Here is a 13,196-nt window from a genome sequence, read left to right as displayed (position 1 = left end):
TCGGACAGTGCCCGGGCACCGTCCCGTTTCATACAAATCGGAGTTTCAAATCCATGTCATCCAGCCCAAAAGCCTTTGATACCGAGTTCATCGCCGAAGTGCAGCGGGAGAGCGAACAGAACCTCGCCCTGTGCTACCAATGCGGCAACTGCACCGCCGGCTGCCCGGTTTCCTTCGCATACGATTATCCCGTCAACCAGATCATGCGCCTGGTCCAGACCGGGAGGAAGCAGGAAGCCCTGTCCTCCCACGCCATCTGGCTGTGCGCCTCCTGCGAGACCTGCACCACCCGCTGTCCCAACGACATCGATGTGGCCAGGGTCATGGATGTGCTGCGCCATATGGCGCGCCGGGAAAACATCGTCAGCGAAAAGGCCGTCGGCGCCTTCTGGAAGGCCTTCCTGGAGTCCGTGGAGAAACATGGCCGCGTCTTCGAACTCGGCCTCATGGCCAACTATGTGGGCAAGACGGGCCGGATGTTCACCGACGTGGACCTGGCGCCCATGGCCCTACGCAAGGGCAAGCTGGGCCTGAAGGCCCACGACATCAAGAAATTAGCTGAAATTCGAGGGATCTTCGACCGCTACCGGGAGCAAAAGTAATGAGTCTGTGTTACGCATATTACCCGGGATGCTCGGGACTCGGCACCTCGCTCGAGTACGACATCTCCACCCGAGCCCTGTGCCGGAACCTCGGCATCGAGTTGGTGGACATTCCCGATTGGAATTGCTGCGGGTCCACCCCGGCCCACGCCGTCGATCATCTGTTGTCCGCCTGCCTGGTGGGCCGCAACCTGGGCATTGCCGACGACATGGCCGAGGCACGGGAACTCGACGGCATCATCACGCCGTGCCCCAGTTGCCTGAAGAATCTCAAGACCACCCAGTATCGCCTGGCGGACCCCGAATTCCACCGCAAGGTGGAGTTGGTGGTGGGGCGGCCCCTGCGCGCCGACCTGCCCATCAAGTCCGTGCTCCAGGTGGTGGTCGAGGACCTCGGCCTCCAGGCCCTGGCCCAACTGGTCAAAGCCCCGCTCGCAGGCCTCAAGGTGGTTCCCTACTACGGTTGCATCATGGTCCGCCCGCCGCGGATCATGCAGTTCGACGACCCGGAAAATCCCATGGCCCTGGATAATCTGCTGACGGAACTGGGAGCCGAGGTACTGCCCTTCCCCCTGAAAACCGACTGTTGCGGCGCCTCGCTGGGGACTACCCGCAAGGACGTGATCGCCAAACTTTCCGGGCGGATCCTGGATGCGGCCGAAGAGGCCGGAGCCGACGCCATCGTCACGGCCTGCCCCCTGTGCCAGATGAATCTGGACATGCGCCAGTCGCAGATCAACAAAGCCAATCACAGCGGGCACAACATGCCCGTTTTCTATTATTCGCAACTTGCCGGCCTTGCCGCCGGGCAGGGCGAGACGAGCACCATGCTGGACAAACTCTGCGTCAGTCCGCGCCCCCTGCTCGCCGCGCTGGCCGGGCACACCGGAGAGGGGGCCTAATGAATATCGGAGTCTTCGTCTGCCACTGCGGCAGCAACATTGCCGGGACCGTGGATACCGAGGCCGTGGCCAAGGCCGCCCTGAGTTTCCGCGAAGTGGTCTTCGCCACGGACACCATGTACGCCTGCTCCGAACCCGGCCAGGCGGGCATCGTGGACGCCATCAAGACCTATGACCTGGACGGCGTGGTGGTGGCCTCCTGCACCCCGCGCATGCACGAAGCGACCTTCCGGCGCACCCTGGAACGGGCGGGCCTGAACAAATACATGTTCGAGATGGCCAACATCCGGGAGCACGTCTCCTGGGTCGGCAAGGACATGGAGGCCAACACCCGCAAGGCCTCCGAACTGGTCCACATGGCCGTCGAGAAACTGCGCCGCAACGACTACCTCGAAGCGGGCGAGTTCGAAATCAACAAGCGGGTCATGGTCATCGGCGGCGGTGTGGCGGGCATCCAGGCCGCCCTGGACTGCGCCGACGGCGGACTCGAAGTGATTCTGGTGGAGCGCGAGCCGAGCATCGGCGGCAAGATGTCCAAGCTCGACAAGACGTTCCCCACCGTGGACTGTTCAAGCTGCATCCTCGGCCCCAAGATGGTGGATGTGGCCCAGCATCCCAACATCACCCTGTACACCCTGTCCGAGGTGGACTCCGTGAAAGGGTTCGTGGGTAACTTCGACGTCACCGTGCGCCGCAAGGCCGCCTACGTGGACTGGGACGCCTGCACAGGTTGCGGCGAATGCACCACCAAGTGTCCGAGCAAGAAGACCCCGGACCGTTTCAACGAATTCATCGGCAATACCACGGCCATCAACATCCCCTTCCCCCAGGCCATCCCCAAGAAGGCGAGCATCAATGCGGACGCCTGCATCAAGCTGACCAAGGGCAAGTGCGGTGTCTGCGCCAAGGTCTGTCCCACCGAAGCGATCCGTTTCGACCAACAGGATGAACTGATCACCGAGCGGGTGGGGGCGATCATCGCGGCCACGGGCTACGATCTGTTCGACTTCACCAAGTACGGCCAATACGGCGGCGGCCGGTACCCGGACGTGATCACGTCCATGCAGTACGAACGCCTGCTCTCGGCCTCCGGTCCCACCGAAGGGCACATAAAGCGGCCCTCGGACGGCGCCGAGCCCAAGGACATCGTCTTCATCCAGTGCGTGGGGTCCCGCGACAAGTCCATCGGCCGTCCCTACTGTTCCGGTTTCTGCTGCATGTACACGGCCAAGCAGACCATCCTGACCAAGGACCACATGCCCGACTCCCAGTCCTACGTCTTCTACATGGACATCCGTTCGCCCGGTAAGAACTACGACGAGTTTACCCGGCGTGCCATGGAGGAATATGGCGCCCGGTACATCCGAGGCAGGGTTTCCGCCATCCAGCCGAAAAACGGCCGCTATCTGGTCAAGGGCGCGGACACGCTCCTGGGCCAGCAGGTGGAAGTCGAGGCCGACCTCGTCGTTCTCGCCGTGGGAGCCGAGGCCGCCAAAGGCTCGAACGAACTGGCGGAGAAACTCCGCATCTCCTACGACCCCTACGGATTCTTCATGGAAGGCCATCCCAAGCTCAAGCCCGTCGAGACCAACACCGCAGGCATCTACCTCGCGGGGTCCTGCCAAGGGCCCAAGGACATTCCTTCCTCCGTGGCCCAGGGCGACGCAGCCGCGGCCAAGGTGCTGGTCCTGTTCTCCAAGGACAAGCTGGCCAGCGATCCCCAGGTCTCCAACGTCAAGCTGGTGCGCTGCATCGGCTGCGGCAAGTGCGAATCGGTCTGCCCCTTCGGGGCCATCGAAATGGTCGATTTCCGGGGCATGCCCAAGGCCTCGGTCATCGAGACCGTGTGCCAGGGCTGCGGCGTCTGCACGGCCGCCTGCCCGCAGGGGGCCATCCAGTTGCGCCACTTCACCGACAACCAGATACTCGCCGAGGTGAACACCTTATGTCTGTAAACGAAGGAAAGGAACTGCGGATCATCGGATTCCTTTGCAACTGGTGCTCCTACGCGGGCGCCGATACCGCGGGCGTGGGCCGGTTCGCCCAACCCACGGACCTGCGCATCGTCCGATTGCCCTGCACGGGCCGCATCAACCCGCTGTTCATCGTCCGCGCGTTCATGAACGGTGCCGACGGCGTGCTCGTCTCGGGCTGCCATCCCCGTGACTGCCATTACTCCGAAGGCAACTTCTACGCCCGCAGGCGGCTTGAAGTCCTCAAGGCCCTGCTGCCCGTCCTCGGCGTCGATCCCGGCCGCTTCGAATACACCTGGGTCTCGGCCTCCGAGGGTCAGCGTTGGCGGTCGGTGGTCACCAGCTTCACCGAACAGGTGCACGCGCTGGGCCCCATGCCCGGTTTCAAGTCCGGAACCAGCCTGGACATGTGCCTGTGTCACATGGACCAAAACCAGGTCCTTTAAAGGAGGCCCGCAATGGCATCATCCATTGATGATTTGAAATCGGCGATCAAAGAGGCGCTGCCCGACCTGGACATGGTCATTGCCTGGACGGCTGGGCCCGACCCGTTGAGCCATACACCGCTGTTCATCACCGACGAAGCGGACATCGAACGCATTGCATGGGACCCCCGCTGTTCCCAGAACCTGGCCGGATATCTGACTGGTCTGCGCGGGAAAAAGGTCGGCGTCGTGGCCAAAGGGTGCGACGCCCGGTCCATCGTCGAATTGTTGCAGGAAAAGCTCATCGACCGCGAAGACGTGACCATCTTCGGCCTCCATTGCACCGGGGCCGTGGACGCCCGGACGACACGCAAGGCCCTCGGCTCGTCCCGTGGGGTCGAGGACGTCGCCATAGACGGCGCGACGGCCCGGTTCACCGTGGCCGGGGAAGCCAAGACCCTGCCCCTGGGCGAGACATTGCAGCAAAAATGCTTCACCTGCACCGGGGCCGACGCCGAGGTCTGCGATCACTTCATCGGCGAGCACGGCCTGCCGCCCCAGGTGGGGGAACGGCCCGCCTCGACCCTGGAGGAGCTGGAGGCCATGAGCATGGAAGAGCGCCTCCACTTCTGGGAAGACCAGATGACCCGGTGCATCCGCTGCTATGCCTGCCGATCCGCATGTCCCCTGTGCGTCTGCCAGGACCACTGCGCGGCCCAGAGCCGCGAACCCCATTGGGTGGACCAGACCGACCACCCCAGGGAAAAGCTCATGTTCCAGGCCATCCACGCCCTGCACACGGCCGGGCGCTGCACCGAGTGTGGCGAATGCGAGCGGGCCTGCCCCATGGGGCTGCCCATCATGACCCTGAAGCAGGCCCTCAACCGCAGCATCCAGGATCTCTTCGACTACCGGGCCGGAACCGACCCGGACCAGGCCCCGCCGCTGTTCGAATTCCGTGAAGAGGAGAAAAACATCAAGGAAAGGGAGTGGTAATGCTCACCGCACGATATATCGCCAACGACAAGCTTTTGCCCTGGCTCCTGTCCCTGACCGAAACGCGGCAGGTACTGGCCCCGGTGCAGGTGGGCGGACAAACCCTCTTCGCGCCCCTGGACGCGGACAGCCGCCTGGATCTGAAAGGACTGGCCGACGCCTCGGCCAAGGCGGCCCTGCTCCCCCGTTGCGAGACCCTGTTCGAGTTTCACTACTCCAAGAGCGAGGGGGTGCCGTCCAGGACCGAGCTCGAATTGCGGGAGACCCTGCCCGACCAGGAGACGTTCCTCTTCGGCGCCAGGCCCTGCGACGCAAAAGGGTTCACCGTGTTCGACCGCGTCTATGACGCCGGAACCCGCCGCGACATCTACTACTGTTCCCGCCGGGACAAGACCCTGGTGGCGGTGCTGGCCTGCACCGATCCCGCGGACACCTGCTTCTGCAACCGCGTGGGCGGCGGCCCGGGCGAGACGGATGGCGCGGACATCCTGTTCACGCCCGTGAAGGGAGGCTTCGTGGTCGAAGCCGTGACCGAACGGGGCGATGCGTTCCTGCTGGAACAGCCCTTGGTGGAGGCCGAAGACAGAACGGAGGAGGCCCGCAAGGTCCGCGAGGCCGTGAGCGACGCCATGCCCGATGAAGCGCCCCTCGTCGGAATCCAGAGCAAAGTGCTCGAACTCTTCGACGACAAGGGATTCTGGGAGGGAATAACGTCCAAATGTCTGAGCTGCGGAGCGTGCAGTTACCTCTGCCCGACCTGCTACTGCTTCAACATGACCGATGAGATCAAGGGCGATGACGGCGTCCGGATACGGACCTGGGACAACTGCATGTCCTTCCAGTTCACCCTGGAAGGCAGCGGCCACAATCCCCGCGACGGAAAGGCCCAGCGCATGCGCAACCGGATCGGCCACAAGTTCAGCTATTACCCCGAACTGCACGACGGCAATCTTGCCTGCGTAGGGTGCGGACGATGCATCGTGCATTGCCCCGTGTCCATGGACGTCCGGGCCATCGTCGACCAGGCGCGGGACCGCGCCTTGGCCAAAGAGGAGCACGTCAATGACTAGTACCGACGCGACCAATCTGTATCTTCCCGATATGGCCACCATACAGGAGGTGATTCAGGAGACGTCCAACATCAAGACGTTCCGCATCACCCTCAACAATCCCGACGCCATGCGAAGGTTCCGCTTCGAGCCGGGACAGGTGGGGCAATTGTCCGTATTCGGCGTGGGCGAATCCACTTTCGTCATCAACTCCTCGCCCACCCGCATGGACTACCTCCAATTCAGCGTCATGCGCGTGGGCGAGATCACCGAGAAGCTGCACAAGCTGCGCCCCGGCGACCAGGTCGGCGTGCGCGCCCCCCTGGGCAACTGTTTTCCCTATGAGGACATGAAGGGCAAGGACATCGTCTTCGTCGGCGGCGGCATCGGCATGGCCCCGTTGCGGACGCTGCTCCTCTACATGCTCGACAATCGCGAGGACTACGGCAAGATCTCGCTGCTCTATGGCGCCCGCAGCCCTTCGGACATGGCCTTCAGCTACGAGCTGCCCGAGTGGCTCGAACGCGAGGACATGACCACCGAACTGACCGTGGACAACGGCACGCCGGACTGGAAGCACCATGTGGGACTGATCCCCAACGTGCTCAAGGAGATGGCTCCCTCGGCGGAGAACGCCTTCGCCGTGACCTGCGGGCCGCCGATCATGATCAAGTTTACCATCGAGGCCTTACATTCGCTGGGATTCAATGACGAACAGATCGTCACGACTCTGGAGAAGCGGATGAAGTGCGGGGTGGGCATCTGTGGCCGATGCAACATCGGCACCAAATATGTCTGCAAGGACGGCCCGGTCTTTACCTATGCGCAGCTTCGGCAACTGCCCAACGAGTTATAGACGCCTCGCCTTAGCCTCCGTGGTCCGGGGCGGCGGCAACCGCCCCGGGCCACACCTCCGGCGCGCGTCCGGGCCCGAAACGGCTCAGCCTGTCAAGCGATAGAGGAGATGCACGGATGTACGACGACGACACACTGGTGGATGGATGGATGGGACGGGACTGGACCCCGGGCTCCGGAAACGGCAGCGGAGCCGACGTCCTCACGCAGAAGGAGTGCGCATTTCTCAGTTTGCCGCCGGAGTTGTTTTTCGCTTCCGAATTGTTCCAGGGGCAGTACGTACGGCGCCGGACGCATGTGCGCGACTATCCCATCCAGTCGACCTGCACACACCGCACCCTTCGCTACACCGGCGTGCGGCTCGACCAGTTCGACCAGGACGTTTTTCTGGCCTGCGCAGCACGGTTCCCCGCGCAAAAATCCTCAGCTCCCTGCGCCCGCAAGATGGACCTTAGGGATCTGACAAGGGAAGTGCTCAAAAGGGCGGGAGTTGTTGACAAACGCCGAGTGACCGAATCACTGCGCAGGCTGGAATCAGGCCGCATCAAAATCCGCGACGGGAGGTTCACCTGCTACCTGCAACCCATTCAGAAGGCCTTGTTCGACGACAAGGCCGGATACTGCCTCATTGAACTGAACCCGGAGATACTCCGTTCGCTGCAATGCGTGGACAACCTCCAGGGGTTTGTCCAGGAGCGCTTCCGGCTGCCGAAGGAATCCATGGATCGCTGGCTGCACGGCGTGATGCACTACAGCGACCATATCTGCATCCCCTTTGCGGGGCTCCCCGCCCTCTCGGGCAATGCCAATGCCGTCCCGATCCGGGTGGCGGAGTCCCTGGATCGCCTGAGCTTGTCGGTAAGACGTTACCGACTGCGCCTGGGCGAAGGGGGGCTCGAGATCAGCCGCAATACCCGAGCGGACGGGGAGGGTCGATGCGGAGTTTAGTTGATGGAACCTTCCCGGTAGTTGTACAGCAGCCGGTCCGCCTGGGGAGCGTGCTCATAGTCGGCCCACTTGTAGTCGGTCTGGCTCATGAGCCACTGAATGACTTCGCCCTGGCTCGCCGGGGTACCCGGGTATTCCACGACCTTGGAAATATTCTCTCCGAACACGTTGATTTCAATAGCTATCTTCATATTAGCTCCGATTGTTTTCACGCCCAGGGCCCAGGCGGCGCTCCGACACGACCAGCCTGCGGCACGGCGCATTAACTGTTGAGTGGGCCCGGTGACAGGCGGCTATCGATACCCATACCCGCCTGCCTGTCATCGGCCCCGCCGACACCGCTCACGCGGTGTCCACAAGTCCGGCCTAACGCAGGTCTGAAACGGCGTCAAACGCAAAATTCATGTGAAATTTTTATCAAATAGACAAAATAAACATATAAAACAGGTAGTTAGTTTGTATTTTTTCTTTTTGGAAAATTTAAAAAAATTTAAATCGAATTTTATATTCTATTTTTTGAGCCAGGTCAATAGTCAAGATACAGCTAAAGGAGTCTTGGACATGAAGGTGGTTCCGGTTGAAAACGCCGTGGGCATGGTGCTCTGTCACGACATGACGCGCATCGTCCCGGACGAATATAAGGGCCCCGCCTTCCGCAAGGGACACGTGATCGCCGAAAGCGACATCCCCGCCCTGCTGCGGATCGGCAAGGAGCACATTTACGTACTGGACATGCCCCCAGGCAAGATCCACGAGGACGAGGCCGCCCTGCGCATCGCCAAGGCCGCCGCCGGCCCCGGGCTGACCCTGTCTTCCGTATGCGAGGGCCGCGTGAACATGACCGCCGCTCCAGGCCTGCTCGACATCAACGTCGAGGCCCTCTACGAAATCAACGCCATCGAAGAGATCGTACTGGCCACCATGCACAGCGGCACAACCTTCACCGCCCCGCGCGACGTGGCCGGGACTCGCGTGGTGCCCCTCATCGTGGACGAAAAGAAGATCGAACGCGTGGAGACCATCTGTGCCGCCAATTATCCGGTCATCCAGGTCCGGCCGCTGCAATCCAAGTCCGTGGGCATCGTAACCACCGGCAGCGAAATCTTCCACGGCCGCATCAAGGACAAGTTCGGCCCGGTGCTCAACAAAAAGCTCGGCCTCCTGGGATCGAAGGCCATGGGCCAGACCTTTGTCGGCGACGAGGTCGAGGCGACCCGCGACGCCATCCTGCGCTTTGTTGCCGACGGGGCCGACATGATCATGGTCACCGGCGGCATGTCCGTGGACCCGGACGACCAGACCCCGGCGGGCATACGGGCCACCGGCGCCCATGTGGTGACGTACGGGTCGCCCACCTTCCCCGGCGCCATGTTCCTGCTGGCCTATCTCGACGACATCCCCATCCTGGGGCTGCCCGGTTGCGTCATGTACTACCGGGCTTCCATCTTCGATCTCGTGGTGCCCCGGCTGTTGTCCGGACAACGGGTCACGCGCTCGGACATCATTTCCTTGGGGCATGGCGGATTCTGCGCCGGATGCGACACCTGCCGCTATCCGCTTTGTTCCTTTGGCAAACACGATTGATTGGTCGGACGCCAATCGCCAACCCCGGACCGAGGAGAAGCTGATGAAGAAGACACTGATGGTAAACGGCGTCAGCCGCATGGTGGTGGCCAGATCCACCGACCTGCTGGCGGACGTCCTCCGAAAAAGCCTTGGATTGACGAGCGTCAAGATAGGTTGCGGGCAGGGGCAATGCGGCTCCTGCAGCATCATTCTCGACGGCAAACTGGTACGTTCCTGCACCCGCAAAATGGGCCGCGTCCCCGAGGGCGCGGTGATCACCACCCTGGAAGGCATTGGCACGCCCCAGACGCTGCACCCCATCCAGATGGCCTGGATGGTCCACGGCGCCGCCCAGTGCGGGTTCTGCACGCCCGGCTTTATTGTTTCGACCTACGCCCTGCTGGAGAGCAACCCCGCTCCCACGCGCGCCGAGGTCCGCGACTGGTTCCAGAAGTACCGCAATGTCTGCCGGTGCACCGGCTACAAACCCCTGGTGGACGCCGTGATGGCCGCCGCCGAAGTCATGCGCGGCGACCGGCCCTTCTCCGACCTGGAATTCAAGCTTCCCGAGGACGGCCGCATCTGGGGCACCAAGTACCCGCGCCCCTCGGCCGTGGCCAAGGTCACCGGCACCTGGGACTTCGGTGCGGACCTCGGGCTCAAGCTGCCCGACGACACCCTGCATTGCGCCCTGGTCCAGGCCGAGGTCTCCCACGCGAACATCAAATCCATCGACGTGACCGAAGCCGAGAAGATGCCCGGCGTGTACAAGGTCGTCACCCACAAGGACATCAAGGGCAAAAACCGCATCACCGGCCTGATTACCTTCCCGAGCAACAAGGGCGACGGCTGGGACCGTCCCATCCTGTGCGATGAGAAGGTCTTCCAATATGGCGACGCCATCGCCATCGTCTGCGCCGACACCGAGGACCACGCCCACGACGCCGTGGCCAAGGTCAAGGTGGAGCTGGAACAACTGCCCGAGTACATGAGCGCCCAAGCGGCCATGTCCGACGACGCCATCGAGATCCACCCCGGCACGCCCAACGTCTACTACACCCAGAAAGTGGCCAAGGGCGAAGACACCGCGCCCATTTTCGACAAGGCCGACGTGGTCCTGGAAGGCGACTACTACACCCAACGCCAGCCGCACATGCCCATCGAGCCGGACGTCGGATTCGCCTACACGGATGAGAACGGCAAGCTGTTCATCCACTCAAAGTCCATCGGCGTGCATCTGCATCTGTTCATGATCGCCCCCGGCCTGGGCGTGGAGCCCGAGAACATGGCTCTGGTGCAGAACCCCACGGGCGGCACCTTCGGCTACAAGTTCTCGCCCACCATGGAGGCCCTGGTCGGCGCGGCGACCCTGGCCACCGGGCACCCGGTCTTCATGCGCTACAACTGGTATCAACAGCAGACCTACACCGGCAAACGCTCCCCGCAATTCACCACCGTGCGCATGGCCGCCACCAAGGACGGCCAATTGCTCGGCCTGGAATCCGACTGGACCGTGGATCACGGCCCCTATTCCGAATTCGGCGACCTGCTGACCCTGCGCGGCGCTCAATTCATCGGAGCGGGCTACAACATCCCGGCCATCCGTGGCGAGGGACGCACCGTCTGCACCAACCACTGCTGGGGTGCGGCCTTCCGTGGCTACGGCGGCCCAGAGGCGGAATTCCCCTCCGAGGTGCTGATGGACGAACTGGCCGAAAAGCTGGGCATGGACCCGCTGGAACTGCGTTACAGGAACGTCTACCGGGAGGGTTCCACCACGCCCACCGGCCAGGATCCGGAGGTCTATTCCCTGCCCGAGATGATCGACATCGCGCGGCCCAAGTACGAAGAGGCCAAGAAGAAGGCCGCCGCCAACTCCACCGCCGAGGTCAAACGCGGCGTGGGCGTGGCCCTCGGCATCTACGGCTCCGGCCTGGACGGCCCGGACACCGCCGAGGTGGATTCCGAACTCAACGCGGACGGCACCGTGACCATCTACTCCTGCTGGGGCGACCACGGCCAGGGCGCGGACATGGGCACCCTGGGCACGGCTCACGAGGCCTTGCGCCCGCTGAACCTCGGCCCGAACCAGATTCGCCTGGTCATGGGCGATTCCAGCCTGGCGCCCAACGCGGGCCCGGCCGGGGGCAGCCGCTCCCAGGTCATGGTCGGCGGGGCCACCAAGAACGCCTGCGACCAGTTGGTGGCGGCCATGAAAAAGCCCGACGGCTCCTTCCGCACCTATGACGAGATGGTGGCCGAGAAACTGGAGCTGCGCTACAACGGCAAGTTCACGGCGCCCGCCAACGACTGCGACGAGAACGGCCAGGGCAATCCCTTCTGCTGCTACATGTACGGCGTGTTCCTGGCCGAGGTGGCCGTGGACGTGGCCACCGGCAAGACCACGGTGGAAAAGATGACCATGGTGGCCGACGTGGGCACGGTCAACAACTACCTGGTGGTGGACGGCCAGATCTACGGCGGCCTGGCCCAGGGCATCGGCCTGGCCCTGACCGAGGACTACGAGGACATCAAGAAGCACTCCACCATGGCCGGCGCGGGCATCCCCTACATCAAGGACGTCCCGGACGACATGGAGATCATCTACGTCGAATCCCCGCGCCCCGACGGCCCCTTCGGCGCTTCCGGCGTGGGCGAGGTCCCGCTGTGCGGCCCGCACCCGGCGATCATCAACGCCATCTACAACGCCTGCGGCGTGCGCATCCGCGAATTGCCCGCCTATCCCGAAAAGGTGCTGGCGGGCCTCAAGGCCCTGTAGCCCCCCCCCATCACAACAGCAAGGGCGGCCCCGGAAATTCCGGGGCCGCCCGCTATCTCTCCCGCCCGGCAACCCTTCCGGCCGCGTTTGCCAATCGGCACCGTCCGGCGGAAAGGCCCTGGAGCGGGAAACATCGCCCCTGGCGAAGGAATCTCCACCAAGGGGCGATCGTTCTGGTATCGCTTACGATTCGATGAACCAAATGGGCAGGAGAAAGATCGCGGTGCAGAGGGCGAACTTCAATCCTATGATGAACAGCTCCTTGAAGGAGTACTGCTTGGGGGTACAATCGATTTCAGACACCGACAAAGACGACTTTTCCGCACGGGAAGATGCAAGATTGGACATATGGCAAGAGAACCTCTGTTTTACAACGAGTAATAAGCCCACCCAAGACGACAACGGCCTTGGTGGCATCAGCCAAATCTATAATTCGATTATGGCAAACGGAGGTGCTCGGGTCGGTATCGACCGGCGTGCGAAATGCGGGATGAAACCTTTGACGGGTTCCTTGGACAGGAATGCCGCGGCCCTGACGAACTCAATGGAGAATTTGCCGGGACTCAAGGCGGCAACATGTTTTTGTTCGAGAACCACGACGCGCGTCCGCTGAGGCGTCTCGACGAGACCAGCCTCCGCTCCGGCGCATCCGAGGGAGGAATAAAGAAAGCTGGAGCCATGGTCCAACCCCCGCCTGTCGTCAACGAAGCCGCCGCTGTCCATCGGCATCAGCCACAATGCCAACAGCAGGAAAACGATCAATCGCGAGATGTTGCGGGTCTTGGTTGTCACCGGTCCGGCCTGTATTCCATTTACGGTTCGTCGCGCAGGGACGGGCCACGGTTATCTTCCCGTCGCCCAGGTTGTCGCCGGGCAGAGGTACCATGAGTCCGGGCGCCCTGCAAACGAACTCTTTCGGTCTCCGTGCGCTGTCACAAACACAAGGTCTGCGGCCTCGAACTCCGGGGGACATCAATCCTGAACGTGCACGGATATCGCCGGGCCCCCAGGGCGGCACCCGCCAATTCCAAAAAAATCGGAAAAAATACTGGCGAATTCGGGAAGGATCGTCCAACTTCAGTGGAAACAAATGCCTTCACT

The 13,196-nt window shown here is 62.6% G+C and carries 13 protein-coding genes; 10 read left to right on the top strand and 3 right to left on the bottom strand.

Annotated features, from left to right (window positions below; genetic code table 11):
- Positions 1-53 precede the first annotated feature (53 nt).
- The 8 genes from J0909_RS02610 to J0909_RS02575 all read left to right on the top strand — a co-directional run bounded on the left by J0909_RS02610 (position 54) and on the right by J0909_RS02575 (position 7,750).
- Positions 54-602 carry a 4Fe-4S dicluster domain-containing protein gene (locus J0909_RS02610; protein ID WP_207260234.1) on the top strand — a complete coding sequence of 183 codons (549 nt, stop codon included), beginning with the start codon at positions 54-56 and terminating at the stop codon, positions 600-602.
- Positions 602-1,504 carry a CoB--CoM heterodisulfide reductase iron-sulfur subunit B family protein gene (locus J0909_RS02605; RefSeq protein ID WP_207260233.1) on the top strand — a complete coding sequence of 301 codons (903 nt, stop codon included), beginning with the start codon at positions 602-604 and terminating at the stop codon, positions 1,502-1,504. The genes J0909_RS02610 and J0909_RS02605 overlap by 1 nt, the downstream gene beginning before the upstream one ends.
- Entirely contained in the window at positions 1,504-3,459 is a 1,956-nt protein-coding gene (locus J0909_RS02600; protein WP_207260232.1) for a CoB--CoM heterodisulfide reductase iron-sulfur subunit A family protein, read from the top strand. The genes J0909_RS02605 and J0909_RS02600 overlap by 1 nt, the downstream gene beginning before the upstream one ends.
- Positions 3,450-3,923 carry a hydrogenase iron-sulfur subunit gene (locus J0909_RS02595; RefSeq protein ID WP_207260231.1) on the top strand — a complete coding sequence of 158 codons (474 nt, stop codon included), beginning with the start codon at positions 3,450-3,452 and terminating at the stop codon, positions 3,921-3,923. Before J0909_RS02600 ends, J0909_RS02595 begins: the two co-directional genes overlap by 10 nt.
- Before the next feature lie 12 nt (positions 3,924-3,935).
- Entirely contained in the window at positions 3,936-4,898 is a 963-nt protein-coding gene (locus J0909_RS02590) for a 4Fe-4S dicluster domain-containing protein (RefSeq protein WP_207260230.1), read from the top strand.
- Complete coding sequence (locus J0909_RS02585) at positions 4,898-5,968, top strand: 4Fe-4S dicluster domain-containing protein (protein WP_207260228.1); 1,071 nt, start codon at positions 4,898-4,900, stop codon at positions 5,966-5,968. The genes J0909_RS02590 and J0909_RS02585 overlap by 1 nt, the downstream gene beginning before the upstream one ends.
- The gene (locus tag J0909_RS02580; RefSeq protein WP_207260224.1) at positions 5,961-6,803 is read left to right on the top strand and encodes an FAD/NAD(P)-binding protein; all 843 of its coding nucleotides are present in this window, start codon (positions 5,961-5,963) and stop codon (positions 6,801-6,803) included. The genes J0909_RS02585 and J0909_RS02580 overlap by 8 nt, the downstream gene beginning before the upstream one ends.
- 116 nt (positions 6,804-6,919) lie before the next feature.
- Positions 6,920-7,750: a hypothetical protein gene (locus tag J0909_RS02575; protein WP_207260223.1), complete on the top strand. Its 831-nt coding sequence runs from the start codon at positions 6,920-6,922 to the stop codon at positions 7,748-7,750.
- Here the strand turns inward: J0909_RS02575 and J0909_RS02570 are convergent.
- Positions 7,747-7,941, bottom strand: coding sequence for a hypothetical protein (locus J0909_RS02570; RefSeq protein ID WP_207260222.1), 195 nt, complete (start codon positions 7,939-7,941; stop codon positions 7,747-7,749). The genes J0909_RS02575 and J0909_RS02570 overlap by 4 nt on opposite strands.
- 370 nt (positions 7,942-8,311) lie before the next feature.
- Here J0909_RS02570 and J0909_RS02565 point away from each other — a divergent pair, with 370 nt between their 5' ends.
- Both J0909_RS02565 and J0909_RS02560 read left to right on the top strand, forming a co-directional pair.
- Entirely contained in the window at positions 8,312-9,334 is a 1,023-nt protein-coding gene (locus J0909_RS02565) for a molybdopterin-binding protein (RefSeq protein WP_207260221.1), read from the top strand.
- 40 nt (positions 9,335-9,374) lie between these two features.
- A complete protein-coding gene (locus J0909_RS02560; RefSeq protein ID WP_207260302.1) occupies positions 9,375-12,095 on the top strand; it encodes a molybdopterin-dependent aldehyde oxidoreductase in 2,721 nt (906 codons plus the stop codon).
- A 183-nt stretch (positions 12,096-12,278) separates the two neighbouring features.
- On the opposite strand, the gene J0909_RS18335 is transcribed toward J0909_RS02560, so the two are convergent.
- Complete coding sequence (locus J0909_RS18335; RefSeq protein ID WP_286181702.1) at positions 12,279-12,404, bottom strand: hypothetical protein; 126 nt, start codon at positions 12,402-12,404, stop codon at positions 12,279-12,281.
- A 117-nt stretch (positions 12,405-12,521) separates the two neighbouring features.
- Positions 12,522-12,887, bottom strand: a complete 366-nt coding sequence (locus tag J0909_RS02555) for a hypothetical protein (protein ID WP_207260220.1) — start codon at positions 12,885-12,887, stop codon at positions 12,522-12,524.
- Positions 12,888-13,196 lie beyond the last annotated feature (309 nt).

Origin of the sequence: Desulfovibrio sp. Huiquan2017 (assembly GCF_017351175.1) — a bacterium.
Taxonomy (GTDB): domain Bacteria; phylum Desulfobacterota; class Desulfovibrionia; order Desulfovibrionales; family Desulfovibrionaceae; genus Pseudodesulfovibrio.
Note: the sequence above shows the minus strand (reverse complement) of the source record. Positions and strands in the feature narration are given on the sequence as shown.

Bases quoted from the DNA above. Each gene is read 5' to 3' on its own strand.
- J0909_RS02610 (WP_207260234.1), top strand. From the start codon at position 54: ATGTCATCCAGCCCAAAAGCCTTTGATACCGAGTTCATCGCCGAAGTG.
- J0909_RS02605 (WP_207260233.1), top strand. From the start codon at position 602: ATGAGTCTGTGTTACGCATATTACCCGGGATGCTCGGGACTCGGCACC.
- J0909_RS02600 (WP_207260232.1), top strand. From the start codon at position 1,504: ATGAATATCGGAGTCTTCGTCTGCCACTGCGGCAGCAACATTGCCGGG.
- J0909_RS02595 (WP_207260231.1), top strand. From the start codon at position 3,450: ATGTCTGTAAACGAAGGAAAGGAACTGCGGATCATCGGATTCCTTTGC.
- J0909_RS02590 (WP_207260230.1), top strand. From the start codon at position 3,936: ATGGCATCATCCATTGATGATTTGAAATCGGCGATCAAAGAGGCGCTG.
- J0909_RS02585 (WP_207260228.1), top strand. From the start codon at position 4,898: ATGCTCACCGCACGATATATCGCCAACGACAAGCTTTTGCCCTGGCTC.
- J0909_RS02580 (WP_207260224.1), top strand. From the start codon at position 5,961: ATGACTAGTACCGACGCGACCAATCTGTATCTTCCCGATATGGCCACC.
- J0909_RS02575 (WP_207260223.1), top strand. From the start codon at position 6,920: ATGTACGACGACGACACACTGGTGGATGGATGGATGGGACGGGACTGG.
- J0909_RS02570 (WP_207260222.1), bottom strand. From the start codon at position 7,941: ATGAAGATAGCTATTGAAATCAACGTGTTCGGAGAGAATATTTCCAAG.
- J0909_RS02565 (WP_207260221.1), top strand. From the start codon at position 8,312: ATGAAGGTGGTTCCGGTTGAAAACGCCGTGGGCATGGTGCTCTGTCAC.